Source organism: Kitasatospora sp. UYEF31 (assembly GCF_057291755.1).
The window spans coordinates 22,408-44,467 of record NZ_JBXAWK010000053.1; the positions used below are offsets into that span (position 1 = coordinate 22,408).

Here is a 22,060-nt window from a genome sequence, read left to right on the forward strand (position 1 = left end):
GCTCGTGAGGTTGGCCCGGGTTGTCCCCGGCCGCCTCGGACCCGCTGGTCAGCGTGCCCACGTCGTTCGACTTCCCGGCAACGTCGCCGCCGTCCAGTCCGGGCGGGGACCGACGGCCGCCAGGCCGTCAACCAGGTCTGGAGCCGATCATGTCAGCCATAAACTGTGTCAGTTTTGAGGGACCGCCTGACTGATTGGCTGGCCGCATGCCCGATTTTGTTCATCAAGCGGTGCCGTCCGCCGACCCGCCTGCCGGCGACGAGGCACCCGTGCCCGTGGTGTTCGTGGACGGCTGGTTCGGGCCCGACCCCGGTGACTGGCAGGAACTGTGGGCCGCCCGGCTGTCTGATGCCGTACGTCCCGCGCAAAGCGACTGGGAGCGGCCCGAACGGCACGACTGGGTCGCCCGCCTCGACGAGGCGATCGCCGGATGCTCCCGGCCGCCGGTGTTGATCGCGCACAGCCTGGGCTGTATGGCCGTCGCGCACTGGGTGGCCACCGGAGCGGGCCGACCGGTCCGTGCCGCAATGCTCGTCACACCAGCTGATGTGGAGCAGAACCGCGAGACCGCGATCCGGGGGTTCGCGCCGATCCCGCGGCTGCTCTTCCCGTTTCCGGCGCTGGTGGTCGCGAGCGCCAACGACCGCTGGATGACGCCGGACCGGGCCAGGTCCTTCGCGAACCTGTGGGGCGCGGGGTTCGCCGACGCCGGCGAGGTGGGGCACCTCACCGTCAACGACGGCTATGGGCTCTGGCCGCTTGGTGCGGAGTTGCTGAGCGGACTGCTCATTCGGCGTCCGGGGCAAATCGGGGCGTAGCGGGAGGACACTCCAGCAGGCGGCCGGGGCCTTCGGGCGGCGGGGGGAGCCATCGGCGCAGTGCGCAACCCGGCGCCGCGCCGCAGGCTGCTCGACACCTGCGCCGCGATCGCCCGATCCCTGGACGTCGAGTTCGCCGCGGACCTGACCGAGAAGGAACACGCAGTCCCCGCAGCCCTCCTGGACCGCCTCGCCGCCCGTAAGGGCCTCCCTGCGGCCCGCTGCGGCGGGGCCGAGCCAGCTGGGGTCGGCGGCGTCCTGACCTGGGGTGGAACGTCTTTCTCAGGAGGGTTCCTTCGGTCCTGACGGTAGTGCCCGCAGGCGGCTGACCGGGGAGACGATCAGTCCGATGATGACGGCCGCGGAGCCGATCGTGACCACGGCCACCGGCGCACCGAGGGCCGATACCAGGACACCGGCGAGCCCGGGGCCGACCACGTCGGCGGTGGAGGAGCTGACACCCATCTTGGCACTGGCCTCCACGTAGTGCTCGGGACTCTTCACCAGCACCGGCACGTACGACATCCAGCTCACGTCGAACACGACCGACGCGATGCCGACGGCACAGGCGATGACCAGCAGGGTGGCCAGGTCGAGGGCGTGCCACCAGTACAGCAGCGGGACGAGGGCGAGCAGGACCAGCCGGACGAGGTTGGCGCCCAGCATGACGGGCCGGCGCCGCACCCGGTCGGTCCAGACCCCGATCAGCAGGGCGAGACCGAGATGGGGGACGAGTTGCAGGAAGCGCAGAAGCCCCACCTGTTCGTCCGTGGCGTCGAAGGCGCGGATGGCGAGCAGCGGCAGTGCGAGGTTGGTCACCTGGGTGCCGAGCAGCGACACTGTCTCGCCGAGCCAGAACCTGAGGAAGTCCCCGTTGCGCCACAGGCTTTGCGGCGGAGCGCGCGGGTCGGCGGCGGTCTCCGGAGCGGTCGACAGTGGTTGCATCAGATGCCCTGCGCCGCACTGCCGCCTGAGGCGGCCAACTCGGCGACTGCGGCAGCGACCTTGTCGACTTCGTCCTCGGTGTTGTAGTAGTGCGGCGACAGGCGCAGGCACCAGTCGATGTCCTTGTCGGCGAAGTCGAACTGCGCGAACTCCCGGAAACTCAGGGCTGAGTTGATCCCCCGCGCGTCCATCGCCGCCTTGAACGGCTGCGGCTGCCAGCCCTCGATCGCGAAGGTGACCAGTGCTGCCGGTGCTGGGCCCCGGTCGAGCACGCGCACCCCGGGGACGTCAGTCAACTGTTCCCGCAGCCTTCCGCCCAGTGCGGGGGTGCGCTGGGAAATCGGTGCCAGCCCGACCCGCAGCGCGTAGCGGACGGCCGCCGCGCTACCGAGTACGGTCGCGTACGGGAACTCCCACTCCTCGAACCGGGCCGCCGTTTCGACCGCCTGGTAGACGCCGGGTTCGGTCCAGCGCGCGCCGTACATGTCGATGAACAGCGGCTCGTACCCGGCCCGCAGCACCCGGTCGGAGACGTACAGGAAGCCCGAACCGCGCGGCCCGCGCAGGAATTTGCGGCACGTCGCGGTGAGCAGGTCGCACCCGATCAGTTCAACGTCGAGATCGTACTGGCCGACCGACTGGCAGGCGTCGACCAGGTACAGCAGGTCCAACTCGCGGCAGTGGCGCCCGATTTCGGCCACCGGTTGGACCAGGCCGGAGTTGGTGGGCACATGGGTGGCGGCCACCAGGCGCGGCCGGTGGGCCCGCATCAGCGCGGCCATCGCCTCGACGTCGACGCCACTGCCGTCCGGGTGGTCGGGGGCGTGCACGATCTCGACACCATGGCGCTTGCGCAGCGCGAGGAACGCAATCTGGTTGGAGATGAAGTCGTTGCGCGTGGTGAGGACCACGTCGTCCGGGCGGAAGTCGATTGCGGACAGCGCTTTGGTGTAGGCGTGGGTGGCGCTGCCGGCGAAGGCGATGTTGCCAGGCCGGGTGTTGATGAGCTCGGCGGTCGCGGCGTGGAAGTCGGCGACCTCGGCGGCCCGTGCGGCGGCGGCTTCATAACCGCCGATAGCGGCTTCCAGATTCAGGTGGTCGAGCATCGTCTGGAGCACCGGGCGGGCCAGCAGGCCGCAGCCGGCGTTGTTGAAGTGGACCACCGAGTCGCAGCCGGGGGTGTCGGCCCTCAGGGCTGCGATGTCGAGAAGCGATTCTGAGCCATTCTCAGTAGTGCTATTCTTTATATTCATGTCCGACAGTAGCAGTACTGGTTCGCTGGTGACCATCCTCCGCGCGGAGATCGCCGGGCTCGCCCCCGGCGAACGGCTGCCCAGCAGTCGGGATCTGATCGCCCGTCACGGGGTCGGTCCGGTTACCGTTTCCCGTGCGATCGCCCTACTGGCCGCCGAGGGCGCGGTGGTCACCCGCCCCGGCAGCGGCACGTACGTGGCCACCCGCGGACCCCAGCGGGGTGACGAGGCGCCAGACACCTCCTGGCAGGCGGTCGCCCTGGCGGGCCGCGACCACAACCCGGGGGAGGTCGACGGCCCCTCAGGTCAACCGCCGGCCGGCACCGTCGCGCTGGCCGGCGGATACCTGCACGAGAACCTTCAGCCCACCAGGGCACTCGGTGCGGCACTCGCCCGTGCGGCCCGTCGCCCGGATGCCTGGCACCGCGCCCCGGCCGCCGGCCTGGCGCCCCTGCGCGCGATCTTCGCCCGCCAGGCCGGGCACGGGGTCGGCCCCGAGGACGTGCTTGTCACGGGCGGCGGGCAGGGGGCGCTGTCCATGCTGTTCCGGGCCATGGCTGCCCCCGGCAGCCCGGTGCTGGTGGAGTCACCCACCTACCCGGGCGCGCTAGCCGCCGCCCGCGCCGCCGGACTGCGCCCGGTGCCCGTCCCGATGGACGACGACGGCGTCCGCCCCGACCTGCTCGCCGACGCGTTCGTCATGACCGGAGCCCGGCTGTTCTACTGCCAGCCGACCTTCCACAACCCCACCGGCACCGTGCTCACACCCGAGCGCCGCCGTCAGGTCGTCGACGTGGCCCGAGCGGCCGGGGCGTTCCTGATCGAGGACGACTTCGCCCGCCACCTCGGCCACGGCCGTACGGTGCCGCGCCCGCTGGTGGCCGACGACCGCGACGGCACCGTGGTCCACCTCACCTCGCTGACCAAGCCCGCCTCGCCCAGCCTGCGGATCGGCGCGGTGATCGCCCGTGGCCCGGTGATGCGGCGCCTGCAGGGAATGCGGTTGGTCGATGATTTCTTCATCGCCCGCCCGCTGCAGGAAGCCGCCGTCGAACTGCTCAGCACCCCCGCCTGGGACCGTCACCTGCGGGCCCTGGCCACCGCGCTGCGCGACCGCTGCGCCACATTGGCCGACGCTCTGGCCCGCGAGGCTCCCGACTGGGTGCTCACCGGCTTCCCCGCCGGCGGCCTGCACCTGTGGCTGCGGCTGCCAACCGCCCTTGCGGACACCGCCGTTGCCGACGCCGCCCGGGCACATGGCGTGGCCGTCAACGCCGGCCGCCGCTACTTCCCGGCCGAACCGCCAGCCGCTCACCTGCGCCTGGGTTTCGCTGCTGCCGCGGATCCCGCCGAACTGGCCGAAGCCGCCCGCCGCCTCGCCGCCGCCGTCCGCTCGATCAGAGGGTGAGGGTGTCGCCGCCGTGGCACAGGGCGTTGGTGACCAGTCCGGAGACGACCAGGAGGACTGTGTCGGCGGCGTCGGGGCGATCTTTGGCCGCCAGGGGTTTTCCAGGAAGACCCGGGCACCATGGCGTGCGCCAGCCACGGTGTTGACGCGCATCGTGTCCAGCGGATCACCCGCGTTTCCGGATCGTCAACACCCGGACCGCTCGCTGCGATGTTCGTGTTCGACCCCGGCACCGCATCCCTGCCCCGGTTTCGCCGGGGTGACTACCTCCTCTCCCGGCGCGCGGAAATCTATGTCCGCCGGAGTAGACATGAGGAGATCGTGCGGCTATGGTTTCTCTCGTAGCCGAGATCAAGAAGGGCCCGGCAGATGACGAACTGCCGGGGAGCTGTACAGGAAAACGCAGTACACGAAGGTGATAGGCAGGCAACACGGTGCGGCGGTGAAGCTCTGGAGCCGAAGCGGTTTGAGAAGCGGGCGACGGAGCTGGCTGCCGGAAGGTGGCGGTGTTGAATGCCACCAGCGGTTCGCGGTATCAGCAGTGCGGTTTTCAGAAGTACCCCGGTAAAGGCGTCTGACTGCGGGCGCGCGTACCGGGAGGTTCGGCAGCGGGGTTCTAAGCCCAGGTGTAAGCGGGACGGGCGACGGGGCTGGCTGCCGGAGGACGGTGCCGGACAAGGCCGTCCACGGTTCGCAGTACCAGCAGCACAGAGGTAGGAAGTACCGGCAGTACCGGCAGTACGCAGTACCCGAGTGGCAAGTAAATGGTTCCGAGGGAAGAACGGAGGAGTTGAGCGCCATCAGGATCGCCCGGGCGGAAGCCTTGAGCCCGGGTACCGCAGGACATCGATAGTGAGGTGGTCTCCGGTCAAGCAACCGCGATCCCCGTACCCCCGGCAGCCCCCAGGCCGGGCCCGCGGAAACAAAACATCGGTGCAGTACCAAGGCCGACAGATGGTGTAGCAGTTCCTTCGGGGCCCTGGTGCCGGTACGGCACCAGGGCCCCTCCACGCGTTCAACGACAGAGGTGCAAATGACGGCAGACGATTCCTACGGTCGTCTCGACGACGACGACTACCCCGCCTACACCATGGGCCGTGCCGCCGAGATGCTCGGCACCACCCAGGGCTTCCTCCGCGCCATCGGCGAAGCCCGCCTGATCACCCCGCTGCGCTCCGCCGGCGGCCACCGCCGCTACTCCCGCTACCAACTGCGCATCGCCGCCCGCGCCCGCGAGCTCGTCGACCAGGGAACCCCCGTCGAGGCCGCGTGCCGCATCGTGATCCTTGAGGACCAGCTCGAGGAGGCCCAGCGCATCAACAGGGAGTACTCCGACGCGGAGCGCCGAGCAGCGAAATGAGTCTGCTACGGGCGGATCCCGTTCCCTCATCGAGGCTGGCGGTGACCGGGCGGGTCACCCGCGGGACGCCCGGGAGCAGGCAATTCGGTAGCCGGGCCGGTTCTGTTACTTTCAAAGGCCACCCGACCGGCACGGGCCGACCGACATCGTTGTGATCGACCGCCGCAGCACGGGTCACGAAGCAGGACAGGATGCCCCTGTGAAGCCTTTCCCCAACGGTGCGGCCGCGACAAGTGGCCTGCTCCGGGCAAGCCAGCACGCCGTTTTGGAGGATCTTCCCGGACTGGTCGCCGCGCACGCCCGCCCGCTGGGTCTGGTGCGGCCGCTGATCTACCTCGCGGACGTGCAGCAGGAACTGCTGCGTCTGGTTCCGGACCCCAGCGCGGATGAGGCGGCCGAGGCGGAGCTGCGGGTGGACGGCACGCTGGCTGGCCGGGCCTTCCAATGCGCCGAGCCCGTCCAGGCCCCGGCCGGCTCGGACGCGGGCATCCCCGGGGAACCGCGGACGCGGCGTCTGTGGCTTCCGCTGACGGACGGGGCCGACCGGCTGGGCGTCCTGGGCCTGGAGACCTGCGACCCCGGCGACGGCGCCGTGGACCGCGCGCTCGACCTGGCCCTGCTGGTGGGTCTGCTCCTGGTGAGCAAACGTGCGTACAGCGACTCCTACGAGCGCGTGGTACGCACCCGCCCGATGGGCATCGCCGCCGAGATGCAGTGGACCCTGATGCCGCCCGGCTCCTTCACCAGTGAACAGGCCACCGTCAGCGCGGCTATGGAACCCGCGTACGACATGGGCGGCGACGCTTACGAGTATGCCGTCGACGGCACCACCGCGCACCTGGCCGTTTTCGACGCCATGGGCCATGACACCTCCGCCGGCCTCACCGTCGCCCTCGCCCTGGCCGGCTGCCGCAACAGCCGCCGCCAGGGGGCGGGTCTGGTGCAGACGAGCGAGGCCGTCGAGGCCGCCATCCTGGAACAGTTCGGCCGCAGCCGTTACGCCACCGCGATCCTCGCCGAACTCGACCTGCTCACCGGCCGGCTGACCTGGGTCAACCGCGGCCATCACCCGCCGGTCCTGATCCGCAGCGGCAGATGGGTCGCCACTCTCCAACGCCCGCCCGCGCACCCCATGGGCACCGCCCTGGGTCTGCCCGTCATCTTGTACGAGGAGCAACTCGAACCCGGCGACTGGCTCCTGCTCTACACCGACGGCGTCACCGAGGCCCGCAATCCGCAAGGCGAGGTCTTCGGTCTCGACCGCTTCGTGGATTTTGTGATCCGCCACCTGGCCGACGGCCTTCCTGCCCCCGAGACCCTGCGGCGACTGATCCGCGCGATCCGCGAATACCACCACGACCGCCTCCACGACGACGCCACCATCCTGCTCATGCAATGGCACGGCACCGCCGCCATCTGACCCGGCCTGGCCTGGCCTGGCCTGGCCTGGCCTGACCCGGCCTGGCCTGACCCGGCCCGGAGAACCTCCCACTCAGGCCGGAACCGAGCCGCGGCGAGGACGTTCACGAACATCAGGCCCGAACTCCGTCGGCGTACGCGGGTACGGTCCTGTGCCAGTGGCAGAAGGTGGGGCGGGCGATCTGGAGGATGGGGCACAGTCATCTTGACGCCACAGCGGCACTGGTGGTCGTCAACGAACCGGCAGCGGTTCAGGAGCCGTAAATTAACTACTGCTTGATTCAGACCCGTTGGGATGGATGACGTGATAGGGCGGATCCGTGAGAATCCCGGAAGCCGCCCTGGCGGCGTTGGATGTGAAACTGGCCGCGATGCTGCCGCACTTGGACGAGCGGCAGCGTCGTCTGTATCTGGCCTTGGAGGCCGATGCTCTCGGGCATGGCGGGATCACAACGGTGGCCAGGCTGACGAGGTGTCAGAGTCGACTATCACGCGAGGCCGCAACGAACTCGCGCAAGGCGTACCGGTTCTGGGGCGGGTTCGCCGTCCCGGCGGCGGACGCAGGTCAGCCGGCGAACGGGACCCTGACCTCGCTCCGGCGCTTGAGGCTTTGAACAAACGGGAGTCGGCTGAGTTGGCCCCTCCGGCATCGGCGGTTATCAGTAGCCGGTCGACGCCGGGATGGTCTTGTCGGCCCAGGTGCTTCCACCAGCGGCGGATGGACTCGACCGCGAAGGCCGCGGTGTTGTGGTCGGTTCCCACGTTCACCCAGCCGCTGTCCTTCCCCAGGTCATAGACGCCGTACGGGATCGCGATCGGAGTGCCGGGTTTGACGAAGTCATGGTCCGGGGCTGTGATCGGTGTTCCCTTGGGGCGGTAGCTCCGTCCGGGCCGGGCGAAGGCACCGATCGGCTCCTTGTTCTTCGCGTCCACGCTCACCACCGGAAGTCCGTGCGCCAGGAACTCCTCAACAGTGGTGTTGATATGCTGGAATTGTGCGTTACGGTCCGGGACTTGGCTCCCGGCACGGGTCTTGGCCATACCTTGAAGGCTGAACCCCATCGTCCGCAGCAGATTGCCGACGGTCGGGGCACTGACGTGGTGGCCCGCCGCGGTCAGTTCCCGGGCCAGGTCCCGCAGTGAGGCGGTGGTCCAGCGCAGCGGGGAGACCGGATCGCCAAGCTCCTTCGGTTCGATCAATGCCTCAAGCGCCGGAGCGAGGTCAGGGTCCCGTTCGCCGGCTGACCTGCGTCCGCCGCCGGGACGGCGAACCCGCCCCAGAACCGTTACGCCTTGCGCGAGTTCGTTGCGGCCTCGCGTGATAGTCGACTCTGACACCTCGTCAGCCTGGCCACCGTTGTGATCCCGCCATGCCCGAGAGCATCGGCCTCCAAGGCCAGATACAGACGACGCTGCCGCTCGTCCAAGTGCGGCAGCATCGCGGCCAGTTTCACATCCAACGCCGCCAGGGCGGCTTCCGGGATTCTCACGGATCCGCCCTATCACGTCATCCATCCCAACGGGTCTGAATCAAGCAGTAGTTAATTTACGGCTCCTCACAAGCGCGGCTCCCCGGCGAAATACCGGGCCGTCGCCCGTCAGCGGCCCGGATTCAGTTGCGCGGCGTTTCGGTGTTGACCCCGAGAGCCTCGGCGACCGACTTGCTCGTCGTTCCCGGCCGCGACCGGTACAACGCGACCGCGCCCGCCTTGGACTCGGCGGGGTAGTGCTTCTCAGTCATCTGTACGGGACTCCAGAGCGTCAAGATCCAGGTGTCTTTGGTGTCCAGGATCCGGGATCAAAGTCCAATGCTGATGGAGCATGTGAAACGCGTGGATGAGCCGCTCACGCCCGAGGTGGTGGACAGTCAGGCCGTACGGTCCGAGCCGAGCGGCCGTCTTCCCTGAGGGGTTTCCCCCAACACGCTTTCCAACTGTTCGCTTTGGGATCCGGATGGGGTTGGCGGTGTCCTGACCTGGGGTGGAGCGTCTTGCTCGTGGGTGTTCGGACGGTGCCTGACGCGGGTGAATGCAACCAGAAACGCAACCACGACATGACAAAGGTCCCGACCGGAATTTGGTCTGCCCTTCGTTGTGAACGAAGGGCACCGGGCACCTGCATCCTGCGCCAGGGAAGGATGTCCTAGCGAGCGTCGGTTGTTGCTTGAGCCAGGCGACCGCGCAGACGGTGCTGCCAGTCAGGGGCATTCATAGAGAGCGGATCGCTGCGCAATGCTTCGAAGCAGTGCCGGGAGTTGCCGGCCGCTTCAGTGCAGAGGTCACCCCACCCTTTTGCTGCTTCGTTCGTGGCGAACCGGATCCGCCACTCGTCGCCGATCGGCGGAGCAGGTACATCGTCGCCGCGCTTGGGACTCGCGGTGCGATCACCTCACCGTGATCCTCGTCGGGCAGTGGTGTGGTTAGTTGCGCGGCCAGTTCGGGATCCGCCAGGATCCTGGCGGTGGCGCGCCATTCGACTATGACCCGGTGCAGGTTGGAGTGGACGTCCAGTTCTACGACATCGCCGGTGGCGTTTATGAGGTCGACGATGAACTCGCGTACCTCATCGGCCGAAAGATGCCGGACCCAGGGGAAGACCGTAGGCAGAGCCAGGAGGACGGTACGGGTGCCTTCGTCGCTGCTGATCAGTGCGGAGAACAGGCGGGCTGTGACGTCTGCTGTCTCCTCCCGCTGCTGATCGTGTCGCGCGGTGGTGAGGTAGAGGTCATCGCCGTCGCGGCGTGTCACATGAACGCGCTGGGCACGGTCGACGGTGTCGGCAACCCGCTTCGAGTTCTTCGACAAGTCAGAGAACGACACAGTGAGGGTGGACATGCATTGACGGTACTTCGGAATATGTTCCGAAGTTATTGTGGTGTCTGTGAGACCCGCCCGACTGATCACGATCCCCCGGAAGCCGTCCCTAGATTTGAACCCTGCTGGACAGGTCGGAATGGCTCAGCGCTAAAAGACTGGCGCGCCGTGCATCACTTCGCGCGTTCCCCGGCATCAGCCCAGTAGTGGGTGGGCATCTCGCTCGGCCAGTCCGGCTGACGCACCTCGCCGCGCGGCCCCATCTCCCGGAAGAAGGGCGCCAGGTCGATGACGGGCGTGCCCTCCACCGCGTCCAGGTCAACGCCGTCGCAGCGGTGTTCGCCGAAGCCCAGACGCAGGCCATCGACCGGGCGAAGAACCCCGGAAAGTACGGCGACGTCGCCGACTGGTAGCCCGTGTTCGCCCAGGTCCGCAGTCGTCCGGAACGGATAACTGCAACCACCGCACGACGAAGGCCTCGAGAATCCGCCCGCCTCTACGGTCGGGGCCTTTGTTTTGCCGCTGTTTTTGCAGCTCAGCAGGCTGGCGGAGGATAGGGGATTTGAACCCCTGGGGGTTTCCCCCAACACGCTTTCCGAATGTTCAGGTGGTTGTTTGGATGAGGCTGCGGTCGTTCTGACCTGCGCCGGAAGTATTAGCTCGGTGGGGTTCGGGCGGTGACGAACGCAGCTGAATGCAACCAGAACTGCAACTGTCTTGATCTGCTGCCGCGCCTCGTCCGCACCGAGCGCATCGTATGTACGTGAAGTACGTGAAGTACGTGAAGTACTTGACGTACTTGACGTACTTGCTGAATTGAGGCACTCTGAGTCCTGAGGATCAGAGGAGGCTGCTCATGTCTGCGGTGCATTACGAGAGCTACACCGAGGCGCGTACGCATTTGAAGGACCTTCTCGACGCAGCGGACGAAGGCCGGGTTGCGACCGTGCGACGCGACGCCGGGCGGGCTGCGGTGGTGGATGTCGAACGGCTGCGCCACTACCTGGCGCTCGTCTCCCCGTCGAAGGCCGAAGTTGTGGCGGAAGCTGGCGGCTGGTCGGTGTTCATTCCCGGATTGCCGGTGGCAGCGGACGGGGCGTCTTTCGATGAGGCCATAAGCGAGATGGTCGATGCGTTGCGTGAGTACGCCGACGATTGGCAGGACCGGCTGCGGACGGCCCCTAATCATCGGGACGACTGGGGCCTGGTGCAGTTGATCGCCTTGAGTGACGATCAACAATTGATCGACTGGTTGGTGGGTGCGGCGCGATGAGCCGACCACAGCCCGACCGTGAGCGCCATGATCGGTTTTGCGTCGTCGAGGAGTGGAAGCGGGTGCGGGATGCGCGTGGGCGCACCGGTACCCATCACGTCACCTATGAGCTGACGTTGCACGACGGGCGGATTCTGCGGACTCGGATCTCGCACCCCGTGGACCGGACGGTTTACGGCGCGGCCATGTGGAGTCACATCCTGCGGGACCAGCTTGTGGTCGGTGAGGTCGAGTTCTGGGACTGCGTGCTCCACGGCAAGCTCCCGGACCGGGGTGCACCTCAGGTGCCGAAGGATGCGTTGCCGGCGGACTTGGTGCACCTGTTGATCCATCGGGTCGGTCTCACCGATGAGGCGGTCGCCGCTCTGACCAAGGGGGACGCAGTGGCTCGGCTTCAGCAGTATTGGACCGAGGGAACGTAGTGGCGGACGGCGGTAGACGTAGTCATCAAACGACGAAGGCCCGAACCGCAATGCGGTTCGGGCCTTCGGCCGGCGGAGGATAGGGGATTCGAACCCCTGAGGGGTTTCCCCCAACACGCTTTCCAACTGTTCGTCCGGGTGTCCGGCTGCGTTCGTGGGTGTCCTGGCCTGCGGTGCGGTCACTGCCCACTGAGTTTCGGACGTTGCTGAACGGGGGTGAACGCAACTGGAACTGCAACTGCGTCAGTGCTGTGTCTTGCCTGGTCAGGCCGTGCTGCTGGCCGCACCTTGAGCATCGGCGGCGTAGCCGATCTCGGCGAGATCTGCGGCGAGGCTGTCCACGGTCACGTCCGGGTTCAGCGTTGCGACGAGCGTGGCCGTGAGCGGCTGGAGGCTGAGCACCGCCGTCACTGCGGCGGGGTCCAGCGACATCTCGTAGTAGTCCTCGGCGAAGCGTACGTACGCGTCGGGTGAGCGGTCCGCCAGGAGCTCGAACAGGGCTTAGGCTCCGTCCGGGTCGGGCCGGTCTTCGGGGAATTCGATCTCGCCGGTCTGCCAGCAGTCGTCGCCGCCCCCGCGCCACAGACATGCGGTAACCACGGGCGTTCCGTCCTCGTCGCAGAACGCGGGCTCCTCGGCGAACTCTCGGAAGGCTTCGGGCACCGTGTCGAGGACACCGGGCCAGGGTTCGTCGTTGTCGCTGCCGTAGGGACTCATGGGTGACTCATGGTCGAAACCGCGCACATATGCGCCCATGGCCGAGAAGACGATGGACCACTCGTTCCCGCTGCCGTCGCGCATCGACGCCAACTGCTGACCTGGTGCCCAGGCGGAGTTGAAGGAGTAGTAGCGGGACTCCCAGTCCGGGCTGATGACAGCCTCCAGCGTCGCCAGGGCCTGGCAGTGCTCGCGCAACTCGGCAATACCCGGCAGCCGCCGGGCCAGATCGAGAACAGTCATGCCGACATCCAACCCCACACCACGGACACGTCAGCCTGGGCCGCGGTGTCTCTGGACTGGATGGCATCCGCAGTTCTTCCGTCCGGCGGAGAATTCGGTGGTGCCGGAGGGCTGCTCGTCGTTGGTGTCCGGTATTTCGACGCACAGGATGCCGGGAATCGCGAGTCAGAAGTCATCGTCCTCGATCTCGAAGACTGCGCCAGCCTGCTCCGCCTTCTGCTGGAGAGTTCCCTGAGCTCCCTCCGCAGTGACGAGGGAGACTGTCAGGGTGAGGAGCTGGTGGTCAGCGGCAGTGTCGAGGACCTTGCTCAGCTCCTTGAGGAGCTGCCACGCCTGGTCACGCGCGTCGGGGGCTGTGATGCTGCGGTTGGACAAGTTGACGGTGTATCGCTTGTACGCGGTCGACGCCGAGCCGGCGCCTGGCTCCTCGGGTGGACTCGCTGATGCCCTGTACTGATCGTCATCGCTGGTGAACGATGCATCGTCTGGATGATTGACTGATGCAACTCGCTCGTAGGAAGGTGTGGTCTCCCTCGGCTGAGAGTTTCCCCTGCGTTGGGCTGGCACAGTCCTGGCCGCCGCGACCGCGCGGCGCAGGCTCTGGCTGATGGAGTTGATGGAGATCTGCTCCGCAGTCGTGATGGCGAGTGTGCCGCCGTCGGAGTCAGCGAGTTCCCACCCGTTGCGAAGCAGGTCGAAGATGGTTCGGCGTATGTCGTCGGTGGCCGGGACGAGGGGGAAGGAGGGGTTTTTGTAGAACGACTGGACGACCTCACGAGGTGTGAGGGTGCGTTCGAAACCGTCGAGTAGGGTGGCGAGGTAGTCGGGTGCCAATCCGCCGGCGACGGTCGCCCGACTGGCCTCAACGAGCGCGGTCCATACATGGTCCCCCCGCAGAGAGGACTTGTTGTCGTCGTCAAAGCGCTTGAATTCCACCTGCAAGCCATGGTCGCCGCGCACGAGATAGGCGTGATGCTGGTACGCCTTCTCGATGTCTCTTTTGAGCTTGTTCTCGGCCTCGGCTGTCTTTGCGCTGGCCTCGCGGTGCTCGTCGATGTCGTCGGGGCTTATCTGCTTGAGGACGCTTCTCCAGGCGAGAACTTCCTTGGCTCGTTTCCGTGCTACGTCCCGGCGCTGGGTATTGACGCAGGCGACGACGCAGCTAGCGGCGTTGTCCACCCGGAGCGCATCCTGTCCGAGGCCAAGAAGTGCCGTGACTTCGGCACGGCTGAGGGCATCCTTGCCGTTGAGCAGAGTCCAGCGGCGTGGGTCGAGTACGACTAGACGGGTGGCAGCCGAGTCCACACCCTCGAATGTGCGTTGGATGTCGATGGAGCCGGTGGAATTGGGTGCGTCTATGAAGTGAATGTCGTCGAAGGAACCCTTGTGAGCGAGCTTCTGCGCCTTGTCCCAAACCAGCTGTTCGCAGGTTTGCGGGTCGATCAGGGCGTGGGAGGCGGTGTAGTACATCCGGAGCGTCTGCTTGATGGACAGGTAATAGCGCGCGGGGGCGTTGGCGGGGTGGGTGATTTCCAGGGCGCCAAGGCCGTCTTCGCCAGTGAGGGCGTTGAAGACCTCTTCGGCTTCGGTGTAAGGCGTGCCGGGGGGAGGGGTGGGCTCCAAAATGGCGGCGAGAAGCTCGGCCTTGGTTGCACCGCGACCGGCGCGTGGGCGAGTGACCATCGAATAGCAAAACAATGCGGTGGCCATGCGCACGGCACCGTACTGCTGACCAGCGGTGACGCCCGCGGCGTGAAGGCGCCGGTCGACGGCAACGGCGCGTCCGGCAGAACCGTCGCTGCTAATGACGTCCGTGGTGGCGACGGAGCGGCGGCCTTGGATGGCGCGATCGTCTCCCATGAACAGGCCGGAGGACAGGAGTTGCTCCAGGGCGGTGGTCAATGGGACGTCGCCGACGCCGATGAGGGCTGGCGCCCACCGTCCGGCCTTGTGTGCGGTGGCCCAATGCAGCACGGTCCGGGCGAAGATGGCGACCGTAGAGCGGACGCGCTGGAAATTCTGGACCTGGGACCACTCCTCGCGAACCAGCCGCATGAGCTCGGGGTGGAAGGGATAGCCTGCGGCCACGCGTTCGGCGAAACCTGCCCCTCCGCGGCCCGGTCCGAGCTTGTCGAGGACCTTGTCACGCCATCCGTCCAGGCTCGTGGCGGCGTAGCGCTGCGCGATGTCCGCCGCGGCGGCGGTAACGTCCGCTGGTTCGAACAGCCGGCGCTGGATGATGGAGGCGAAGTCGTGGGGCTCAGTCACCGCGACCCTTCCGTCGGGGCCGTTCCGCACGAGTCGCTCGGAGACGTAGCCCCGGAAGTCCTCGGCCTGCGGGGGGTATCCGCGCTCGTCCTGCTCACTGCGGATCATGACGACGACGAAGGCAACGCGGGGGACGTCGTCGCAGACGTCCATGAGGGCGTTGAGGAACGCCTTCTCGTTGGGCATGCGGTCGATGTTCGCGGGCTCGGCGAGTTGTAGGACGTAGTCCATGAGCTCGTCGAGAAGGATCAGCACCGGACGTCCCACGGCGTTGAGAGCCTGCTGCAGGGTGCCTTTGTTGGGGCCGCCAGCGACGAAGCGTTGGTAGCGGTCCATGTCGCCTCCGGTCAGAGACCACAGGAAGCGTTCGAACAAGGTGGTTGCTGGTCCGAAGGTCTCACTGGACTTGCCAGGACTGAAGTAGTCGGCAGTCAGGACGACGGTCTGGGTGCGGGACAGGTCCACCTCAGTGCCGTTCTGTTCAGCCTCGGCACGCACTCTATGGCCCAGTTCCGTCGCGAAGAACTCCTGCGGGGACTGAGCCATGTGGTAGAGCCCGACCAAGGCATGGCTCTTGCCGCCGCCCATGCCCTGATCGAGATGGAACAGCGCGGCGGAGGGGGCGTCGGTTCCGAGGCGGCGCGCGATGCGACTGAAGAAGCCGACGAGGTTCGGAGTGGGCTGGGTGATGTCGCCGTAGTAGTCGACCTTGCGGTACGGCACGTCGACGGTCTGGTAGACAGCCTTGTGCAGGCTCATCTGAAGCTCACCGACCGAGCCGTCGGAGTCGATGACCTCTGGTCGCAGAGACAGCAAGTCTGCCCAGTGTGAAGCAATACCGGTCGACATGGTCAGGACTCCTCGGCGGGGAGGGACAGGGCGAACTGTGCAGGGGGCTCGCTGGCGACCTGATCGCTGGCGGTGCGGTGTGCCAGGCTGGTGATTGTGGCTGTGTTGCGCTGCACGGCAGTGAGGGCCTTGGCGACATGATCGCTCGGTGGGAGCTGCGAGACGATCTCCCCGACGACTGCCCAGAGGTGCGCGTCTGTGGGCTGGCGACCGCCATGCGTTAGGACTGCGGCAACTGCTTCGGTGGCTCCCCGGTCCCAGGCGGCGGCCATGCCGCGGGCCACTTCGAATGTTGAGGACTGCTCCCCGATAGCGGCGGGCGCGTCCAGGCGCAGCCGGTAGCCGCTCTTGCTCTCCGTCAGTAGTGCGCCGCGCAGGTCCTCCAGACGTAGGTTGTCGGCCTGCGCGAGGAAGCGTGCCTCGCCCTTGGGAACGTCTGAGCGGGCGTGCAGGCGCTGCCAGAAGACTGCGAAGCGGGTGGGTGCGTCGAAGGTCTCCAGTGGCAGCTCATCCAGCTTGAGGGCGGTGGCGTCTCGGACGGCGGTGCGTGCGAGCGTGAGGTAGCGGTCGAGCTCGGCGACGGTGCCATCGGGCTTGAGGATCTTGGAGTAGCGGCCATAGACCTTCATTGCTGGCCCGTAGCCGGCCATGAGTTGGTCGGTGAGGGCAAGGCCGTCACGGTCCCACTCCCGTGCGGCGGCCTTGACCTGCTCAGTGGCCTCCCGGTCTACCTGAGCAGCGGTGGCGGCTGGACGGTTCTGTTCGGCAACGCGGCATCCAATTGTCACGGTGACCTTGATACTCGCCACGCCGGTTGCGGCCGTTTCGGTTCGTGAAGGCCAGGAGCTTGTAACTACAAAGCCGGCATCGTGCAGGGCACCGAGCAGGCGACGCCACGCGTCTGGGTCCGAGTGTCCGAAAACCACAACCAGGTGGCCGTCAGGGCGGAGAACGCGCCGCGCCTCTCTGAACGCATGGCTGAGCATCCGCTCGTAGAAGTCGCGAGTACGATGCTCGCCCGGGGCATTGCCGTTCTTGACTATGATCTCGTCGGCCTTCTCCTGCAGACCGTCCCGGCTGGGCTGATCGAAGAGATCGGGCATCAGATGGCGAAGTGCTCGCCGCAGCCAGACGTAGAAAAGGTCGGAGGCGTCAGCGTAGTCGATCATGTTGTAGTAGGGCGGGTCGGTGACGACGGCGTCCACAGACCCATCCCGGTAGGGGAGGGCGATGGCGGACGCACGGCGGAACTTGCCAGGGCGCCCGGCCGGAGACTCCGCGATCACCTTCTTAAGAGCGCCAAGGCCGCTTGTACCCATGCTCGACCACGTTCCTGGGCCGTTTCCTGGACCAGCTTCGACGTAGTCGAAGTTGAAGGACACCTTGCTCTGGTCGGCGAAGATATGGTCAACATATGCGCGATTCTGGGCTGTTCCGTCCGGGTTGCCTCGCGTCCGCAGTTTGGCACCGCGGGTAGCAACTCGGAGCTGACGTTGCAGGTTGGCGGCTGCGTACCCGGCCAGTGACGCGGAATACTCGGTGCTGATGCCCGCTGCGAGGCAGTCAGCAGCCACCTGTTGAATGGCTTGAGCTGTCGCGACGAACTTGGCTGTCTGGCGTGCGTTCATCAGGCCGCCGTAGGTGCGGTAGCCGTACGCAGAGGCCCTGATGGTGTGGTTGTTGCCCGGGGGGATTGCCTCATCGGGCGCGGCAGTCAGACCGGCCAACGGGGGTAGAGACGCCAGGTCGACCGATGCTGCTGCGTTGATCTCCTCGGCGGTGGGCGTCCTGAAGACCTTGCGGGCCTCCTCGAACTCCTCTCCGATGGCCAGCAGCGCGTCGCGGTACTGCCCGCTTTGCCCGATGCGCTTCACCGACTCCAGCGTGTGTACATGGCCGCAGGTTGGGAAAGGACAGCGAGCACTCTTCCCTCGCTTTCCAGCCGCTGCCGCGAAAGTGGGCTCCCGCAGCGGTGGGCCGTCGATCACCTCGGTCCGCCAGGTGTCCTGCTCGACAACAAGTTCCAGCGACTGCCCATCGTCCTCAGTGCGCCAGTACGGATGTCGCAGGGCCATGGAAGCTATCAACGGGAAGCGGCGCCTGCAGTGATCGCAGGGAATCGTGACCGCCCATAGGTACGCCCACGGGAACGCTCCGCGACTGTTGCGCGGGTACAGCGGGGACACGGCTGCGGCGACCCGGGAGCCGACTTCGGCCAAGATCAGTCGGACGTCCCTGAGTAGACGGGGCTCTGCATGGCCGAACAGAGCCTCGTCGGTCGGGGGCTGGGTGAATGGTAGATCGGGCTCGGCAGACCAGTCGCGCAGCGGATAGTCTGCGAGCAGACGCCCGGCCAGTGTCGCGACGGGGCTCAAGTCGGTGCCAACAGCAGTCACGCCCAGGCGCGCGGCTTCGAGCGGTATGATCCCGCGCCCGCTGAACATGTCGAGGACCACTGGGCGACCGGACGGGTATTGGTCGGCGATAGCTGCGCGCAGGCGCTGTTGCGCACTGGCATCGCCGCTCCTGATGGCTTCCTGTACGTCAGCGTGGTGCACCGTCTGGTCCGGTAGCAGCGCCGTCAGTACGGCTGCGCGGGCCTGAGCGATCGGACGGGATGCGAACCAAGTGAACAGCGCCTTCTCGCTGAGGCCGGACCCAGCGGGAGTGCCGACCGCAGCGTCGACCGCGGCGCATGGGAACCAGCTGTCGATCAGGCGACTTCCAACGGCGCCTTCGATCTGCGCGCTGGGTAGCGTGCTCGTCGAGGGCACGTGCGCGGTGGTCACCGTTGTTCTCCCATCAGCCGACGTAGGTCGGCTAGTTTGATCTGGAACCGTTCGATGCGCCGGGGGCCGGCGGTGAGTCGGCCAGCTGGGTCCTGGGCCCGGACGGCGACCGATGGAGCGGTGGCGCAGTCGACGACGACGTAGAGCCAGTAGTCTTCGCCGCGCTGCTGTGCCTGGGCCCACTCGTGCTGTTCCAGCCATACCGGTGCCAGGCCTGCGTGCAGGCCCTTGACCTCCACCAGTCGTTGCTCACGGGTGGTGCGATGGCGGGCAAGCAGGTCGTACCCGACCCCGGCGGTCTGGCGGTCGTCCACGTCGAAGCCGAGTCGTTCGAGTTCGGCCAAGACCGCTGCCACGGCGATCGCTTCGCTGTCGGGGTCGTAGCCGAGCTGGTCGGCGCGGGCCTGTCCGACCACGTGGGCCCAACCGACCAAGCGCGGGGCGCTCTGGCCGACCTTGCTGATGTCATCGAGCTGGGCCAGACGGTCGCGCTTGAGCTCCTCGAAGCGGGACTTCCGTTCGCGCCGCTCCGGGGTGGGCAGGTCTTCGAGCTCGTCCAGGTAGCGGTATTCGACCTGGTCGAGCTGCAAGCGCGCCTTGTCGACCCATGCTTCTCGCTCCGTGCGGGCCCGGGCCGCCTCGCGGGCGAGTGCAGCGCGTGCTTCGCGTTCAGCGTCGTGCCGCAGCGCTGGCGACAGCAGCGGTGCCGTGCGGGCCGCTCCGGTGGGAGTGAGCAGCATGAGGGACTCCCAGGCGCTCTCGAATGCGCCTGCGCCGGAGTAGCGGATCAGCACCGGGGACTTGCGTCGCTGGCGCCGGACGCCGTCGTGCACTTCGACCTCGGCGTCGTAGACGAGGAGGGTGTAGTTGGTCAGCGAGGCGGGGTCGGCGAGGACTGTGCCGCGGATCAGTTCGCTCTCACCGATTCGCAGGGCCAAATCAGTCAGTTCGGCGAATGGCTCCTCGGTGGGGCCAAGGACGACGACGTCGTCCAAACCCTGGGATCCGTCGTTGATGGCCTGCCGAACTGAGGCGCCGTCGGCGGCCACGAGTGCCTCGTGCGTTCCGCCGAGTGCTGGCGGGAGTAGCCGCGTCGCGCTCAGGCGGCGGATACCCCTGGCGGGCCCTGGGCCCGACCGCCAGCGCTCAGCGAAGACGAGTTGGTCGACGAATCCGTCCACGATCACCGGGTTGATCGCCTCCAGGCGGTCGCTGCGGAAGCGGTCAAGTGCAGCCTCGGTGTTGGGCGGTGTGTGAAGGCGGTCTTCGTCTCTTACCAGTTCCCTGGCCGCTGCCAGGAGTTCGGCTGTAGGGGGAACGGTGACATGTTGCCCGGCTTGCGCCTCGGCGAGTGCACGGGTGTAGTCGAAACCGGTGCGGTCGGCTGCGGCGTCCATCAAGTCGAAGATTCGCCCGTCGAGGGACTCCCCTGCCGCTTGGAGGTTGTCAAGCATGACTTCCTGGACCCGTCCCTCGCGGGTGCCAGGCGCCACCAGATGGTAGATGTGGACCGGCTTGGTTTGGCCGATGCGGTGCAGGCGGCCCATGCGCTGTTCGAGGCGTACCAGGGACCACGGGATGTCCCAATTGACCATTACGTGGGCGGACTGGAGATCGATTCCCTCACCGCCGGCATCCGTCGAGACGAGCACCTGAAAGGCGCCCGCCAGAAAGCGTTGTTGAAGCCGGTCTCGCTCGTGGTGGCCTACCGCCCCGTACAGGAGCTCCACGCTGTACCCGGCTGAGTCGAACTTTCCGGCTAGCCAGCGGGCCGTGTCGGCGAATTCGGTGAACACCAGCAGCTGACCCTGGCCGGGGCTGATGTGGTGGGTTGTGAGGAGGGCCTGCAGCCGCTGCCACTTCGTCGACGGACCCGCCGTCACGGCCTTCTCGATCGCCGCCAAGACGCTCTCGACGGCGGGTAGCTCGCGGCTCTTGTCACGGCTACGCGCGCGGACGACGGCGTCCTCGGCTCGCTGCCAGGCATCATCGTCCTCCACGTTGAGGTTGACGGAGCCGTCGCCCCGGGCGAATTCCTCAGGGACGATGGTGCCGGTCCGCCCCGAGGCCGGCCCCTTGAGCGCCTCTGCTCGCCGCCGGACCGTGGCGGCGGCCGACGCGAGCGACGATGCGGCCCGCTTGCCGTAGATCGAGCGGGCTAGCGTCGCATCTGCGCCGTAGTAGACGTCGACGTAGTCCATGACCGCCGCGTATGCAGCGGCTTCGGGGGCATTCAGCTCTACGGGCACCGTCTCGGCGTAACGGGGCGGGAAGAGGTCCGTCCCGTCGAAGTCCTTCAGCTCCTCCTTCATCCTTCGCAGGAAGGACAGCGTCGAGGGCTTAGCCGACTTGTCATACTCGCTTTGTTGCGGATCCCATGGATACAGTGTCGGGTCCAGCAGATTGAGTAGGGCCCGGAAGTAGTGCTCTTTGCCACGGTGCGGCGTGGCAGTCAGCAGCAGCAGGTGGTGGGCGCGCTGGGCTGCTTCGCGGGCCGACTCCAAAAACTGGGAGGTTGGCGTCAGCCGGTGGGCCTCGTCGAACACCGCCAGCGACCATGACGCCCTGGCTCCGGAGATCTTGCGCCGGACGTCCGTGTTGTGGGTGTACAGGTCCACGCTCGCCAGCCACACACTGACCCGCGGATCCAAGTCGCGGGGGCTGCGCGCGACATCCGCCGTGACCACCGCCGCCTCGATGGCGAAGTACCGGCGAAGGTCGCGCTGCCACTTCCCGACCAGGTGCGCCGGAACGATGATCACCGACCGACCCGGGATCAGTCCCTGCCGTGTTCCTTCCGCAATGTACATCCCGGTCATGATCGTTTTCCCGGTCCCCGGCTCGTCGGCGAGCAAGAACCGCAGCCGCGGCTGCGCCAGCATGTGGCTGAACACTGCCTCATCCTGGTGCGCATAGGGGCGCAGGGGTCGGGTCGCCAGCACGGCGGACCGGATCCGGGGGACAGCAAACTGCATCCACCGGCCCCACAGCGCAGCGAGGGCCCGCCCCGGGTCGCCCTGGGCGTCATTGACCGGCACAGCTGCCGTCTCTAATTCAGCCAAGTCCATCGCAACGTCGGTCAGCGTGCCGTCGCTCCGCCGAACTACGAGGTCGAATCCGCCACCAGCGGGTGCGGCCGAGATGACAGTCACCATCTCGCCATCGACGCGCACCTGAGTTCCAGGTGCTGGCAATGCATCCGGTTTAGTCCCCACGGCTGTCCCCTCCCCGAGCTTGCCCCACTGCGCACGAAGAGTCGAAGAGTCTGTGTCGTGCCCCCATACAACAGGTGCCTCAGGTGCCTCAGGCGCCAGGAAGTTGCATATTATGGCTAGTTGGGCATTCGATCAATGGCTGCTGGCCTCCTTCTCCCGCCAGCAAGCCGATCAGAGTGCGGTTCGCGCCGTGATGCCCGATTCGCGATGAGGTCTGGGTGAGGTGCCCTGCTCGGCGGGGTCGGCCAGTGCTCAGGGGCGGGGCCGG

Annotated in this window: 17 protein-coding genes and 2 pseudogenes; 9 read left to right on the top strand and 10 right to left on the bottom strand. The window is 67.0% G+C overall.

All coding sequences use genetic code 11. From position 1 onward, the window contains the following. Positions 1-206: 206 nt before the first annotated feature. Both AC0Z36_RS22965 and AC0Z36_RS22970 read left to right on the top strand, forming a co-directional pair. Positions 207-818 carry an RBBP9/YdeN family alpha/beta hydrolase gene (locus AC0Z36_RS22965; protein WP_485464905.1) on the top strand — a complete coding sequence of 204 codons (612 nt, stop codon included), beginning with the start codon at positions 207-209 and terminating at the stop codon, positions 816-818. Between the two features lie 60 nt (positions 819-878). Continuing rightward, positions 879-1,124 carry a hypothetical protein gene (locus AC0Z36_RS22970; protein ID WP_485464906.1) on the top strand — a complete coding sequence of 82 codons (246 nt, stop codon included), beginning with the start codon at positions 879-881 and terminating at the stop codon, positions 1,122-1,124. Here AC0Z36_RS22970 and AC0Z36_RS22975 read toward each other — a convergent pair. Then, complete coding sequence (locus AC0Z36_RS22975) at positions 1,101-1,763, bottom strand: MFS transporter (protein ID WP_485464907.1); 663 nt, start codon at positions 1,761-1,763, stop codon at positions 1,101-1,103. The genes AC0Z36_RS22970 and AC0Z36_RS22975 overlap by 24 nt on opposite strands. Further along, entirely contained in the window at positions 1,763-3,016 is a 1,254-nt protein-coding gene (locus AC0Z36_RS22980; RefSeq protein ID WP_485464908.1) for an aminotransferase class V-fold PLP-dependent enzyme, read from the bottom strand. The genes AC0Z36_RS22975 and AC0Z36_RS22980 overlap by 1 nt, the downstream gene beginning before the upstream one ends. On the opposite strand from AC0Z36_RS22980, the gene AC0Z36_RS22985 reads away from it, so the two are divergent. The 4 genes and pseudogenes from AC0Z36_RS22985 to AC0Z36_RS23000 form a co-directional block, all read left to right on the top strand. Next, complete coding sequence (locus tag AC0Z36_RS22985; protein WP_485464909.1) at positions 3,015-4,424, top strand: aminotransferase-like domain-containing protein; 1,410 nt, start codon at positions 3,015-3,017, stop codon at positions 4,422-4,424. The two genes, AC0Z36_RS22980 and AC0Z36_RS22985, sit on opposite strands and share 2 nt — an antisense overlap. Positions 4,425-5,457: 1,033 nt before the next feature. After that, entirely contained in the window at positions 5,458-5,784 is a 327-nt protein-coding gene (locus AC0Z36_RS22990) for a MerR family transcriptional regulator (protein ID WP_485464910.1), read from the top strand. Between the two features lie 199 nt (positions 5,785-5,983). Continuing rightward, positions 5,984-7,204: a PP2C family protein-serine/threonine phosphatase gene (locus tag AC0Z36_RS22995; RefSeq protein WP_485464911.1), complete on the top strand. Its 1,221-nt coding sequence runs from the start codon at positions 5,984-5,986 to the stop codon at positions 7,202-7,204. A 370-nt stretch (positions 7,205-7,574) separates the two neighbouring features. Next, positions 7,575-7,816: pseudogene (locus AC0Z36_RS23000) on the top strand (ISAzo13 family transposase); the annotation flags it as partial. Here the strand turns inward: AC0Z36_RS23000 and AC0Z36_RS23005 are convergent. The 3 genes and pseudogenes from AC0Z36_RS23005 to AC0Z36_RS23015 form a co-directional block, all read right to left on the bottom strand. Then, positions 7,801-8,642: pseudogene (locus AC0Z36_RS23005) on the bottom strand (ISAzo13 family transposase); the annotation flags it as partial. The pseudogenes AC0Z36_RS23000 and AC0Z36_RS23005 sit on opposite strands and share 16 nt — an antisense overlap. A 173-nt stretch (positions 8,643-8,815) precedes the next feature. Then, positions 8,816-8,944 carry a transposase gene (locus AC0Z36_RS23010; RefSeq protein WP_485464912.1) on the bottom strand — a complete coding sequence of 43 codons (129 nt, stop codon included), beginning with the start codon at positions 8,942-8,944 and terminating at the stop codon, positions 8,816-8,818. A 466-nt stretch (positions 8,945-9,410) separates the two neighbouring features. Continuing rightward, the gene (locus AC0Z36_RS23015; RefSeq protein ID WP_485464913.1) at positions 9,411-10,037 is read right to left on the bottom strand and encodes a prevent-host-death family protein; all 627 of its coding nucleotides are present in this window, start codon (positions 10,035-10,037) and stop codon (positions 9,411-9,413) included. 185 nt (positions 10,038-10,222) lie between these two features. Between AC0Z36_RS23015 and AC0Z36_RS23020 the strand changes: the two genes are divergently transcribed. The 3 genes from AC0Z36_RS23020 to AC0Z36_RS23030 all read left to right on the top strand — a co-directional run bounded on the left by AC0Z36_RS23020 (position 10,223) and on the right by AC0Z36_RS23030 (position 11,711). Beyond that, complete coding sequence (locus AC0Z36_RS23020) at positions 10,223-10,429, top strand: hypothetical protein (protein ID WP_485464914.1); 207 nt, start codon at positions 10,223-10,225, stop codon at positions 10,427-10,429. A 443-nt stretch (positions 10,430-10,872) separates the two neighbouring features. Next, the gene (locus tag AC0Z36_RS23025; protein WP_485464915.1) at positions 10,873-11,289 is read left to right on the top strand and encodes a prevent-host-death protein; all 417 of its coding nucleotides are present in this window, start codon (positions 10,873-10,875) and stop codon (positions 11,287-11,289) included. Continuing rightward, entirely contained in the window at positions 11,286-11,711 is a 426-nt protein-coding gene (locus AC0Z36_RS23030) for a cytotoxic translational repressor of toxin-antitoxin stability system (protein ID WP_485464916.1), read from the top strand. The genes AC0Z36_RS23025 and AC0Z36_RS23030 overlap by 4 nt, the downstream gene beginning before the upstream one ends. Before the next feature lie 264 nt (positions 11,712-11,975). Here AC0Z36_RS23030 and AC0Z36_RS23035 read toward each other — a convergent pair whose 3' ends face one another. From AC0Z36_RS23035 to AC0Z36_RS23055, 5 genes are all read right to left on the bottom strand, one after another. After that, complete coding sequence (locus AC0Z36_RS23035) at positions 11,976-12,143, bottom strand: hypothetical protein (protein WP_485464917.1); 168 nt, start codon at positions 12,141-12,143, stop codon at positions 11,976-11,978. A gap of 69 nt (positions 12,144-12,212) precedes the next feature. Continuing rightward, on the bottom strand, positions 12,213-12,671 hold the full coding sequence (locus AC0Z36_RS23040; protein WP_485464918.1) for a hypothetical protein: 459 nt from the start codon (positions 12,669-12,671) through the stop codon (positions 12,213-12,215). Between the two features lie 165 nt (positions 12,672-12,836). Further along, a complete protein-coding gene (locus tag AC0Z36_RS23045; protein WP_485464919.1) occupies positions 12,837-15,788 on the bottom strand; it encodes a DUF499 domain-containing protein in 2,952 nt (983 codons plus the stop codon). Positions 15,789-15,790: 2 nt separating this feature from the next. Continuing rightward, the gene (locus AC0Z36_RS23050) at positions 15,791-18,577 is read right to left on the bottom strand and encodes a DUF1156 domain-containing protein (protein WP_485464920.1); all 2,787 of its coding nucleotides are present in this window, start codon (positions 18,575-18,577) and stop codon (positions 15,791-15,793) included. Beyond that, positions 18,574-21,750: a helicase-related protein gene (locus AC0Z36_RS23055; protein ID WP_485464921.1), complete on the bottom strand. Its 3,177-nt coding sequence runs from the start codon at positions 21,748-21,750 to the stop codon at positions 18,574-18,576. Before AC0Z36_RS23055 ends, AC0Z36_RS23050 begins: the two co-directional genes overlap by 4 nt. Positions 21,751-22,060 lie beyond the last annotated feature (310 nt).

Coding starts and splice junctions, on each gene's coding strand:
- AC0Z36_RS22965 (WP_485464905.1), top strand. CDS start 207: ATGCCCGATTTTGTTCATCAAGCGGTGCCGTCCGCCGACCCGCCTGCC.
- AC0Z36_RS22975 (WP_485464907.1), bottom strand. CDS start 1,763: ATGCAACCACTGTCGACCGCTCCGGAGACCGCCGCCGACCCGCGCGCT.
- AC0Z36_RS22985 (WP_485464909.1), top strand. CDS start 3,015: ATGTCCGACAGTAGCAGTACTGGTTCGCTGGTGACCATCCTCCGCGCG.
- AC0Z36_RS22980 (WP_485464908.1), bottom strand. CDS start 3,016: ATGAATATAAAGAATAGCACTACTGAGAATGGCTCAGAATCGCTTCTC.
- AC0Z36_RS22990 (WP_485464910.1), top strand. CDS start 5,458: ATGACGGCAGACGATTCCTACGGTCGTCTCGACGACGACGACTACCCC.
- AC0Z36_RS23010 (WP_485464912.1), bottom strand. CDS start 8,944: ATGACTGAGAAGCACTACCCCGCCGAGTCCAAGGCGGGCGCGGTCGCG.
- AC0Z36_RS23015 (WP_485464913.1), bottom strand. CDS start 10,037: ATGTCCACCCTCACTGTGTCGTTCTCTGACTTGTCGAAGAACTCGAAG.
- AC0Z36_RS23025 (WP_485464915.1), top strand. CDS start 10,873: ATGTCTGCGGTGCATTACGAGAGCTACACCGAGGCGCGTACGCATTTG.
- AC0Z36_RS23030 (WP_485464916.1), top strand. CDS start 11,286: ATGAGCCGACCACAGCCCGACCGTGAGCGCCATGATCGGTTTTGCGTC.
- AC0Z36_RS23035 (WP_485464917.1), bottom strand. CDS start 12,143: ATGTCGCTGGACCCCGCCGCAGTGACGGCGGTGCTCAGCCTCCAGCCG.
- AC0Z36_RS23040 (WP_485464918.1), bottom strand. CDS start 12,671: ATGACTGTTCTCGATCTGGCCCGGCGGCTGCCGGGTATTGCCGAGTTG.
- AC0Z36_RS23045 (WP_485464919.1), bottom strand. CDS start 15,788: ATGTCGACCGGTATTGCTTCACACTGGGCAGACTTGCTGTCTCTGCGA.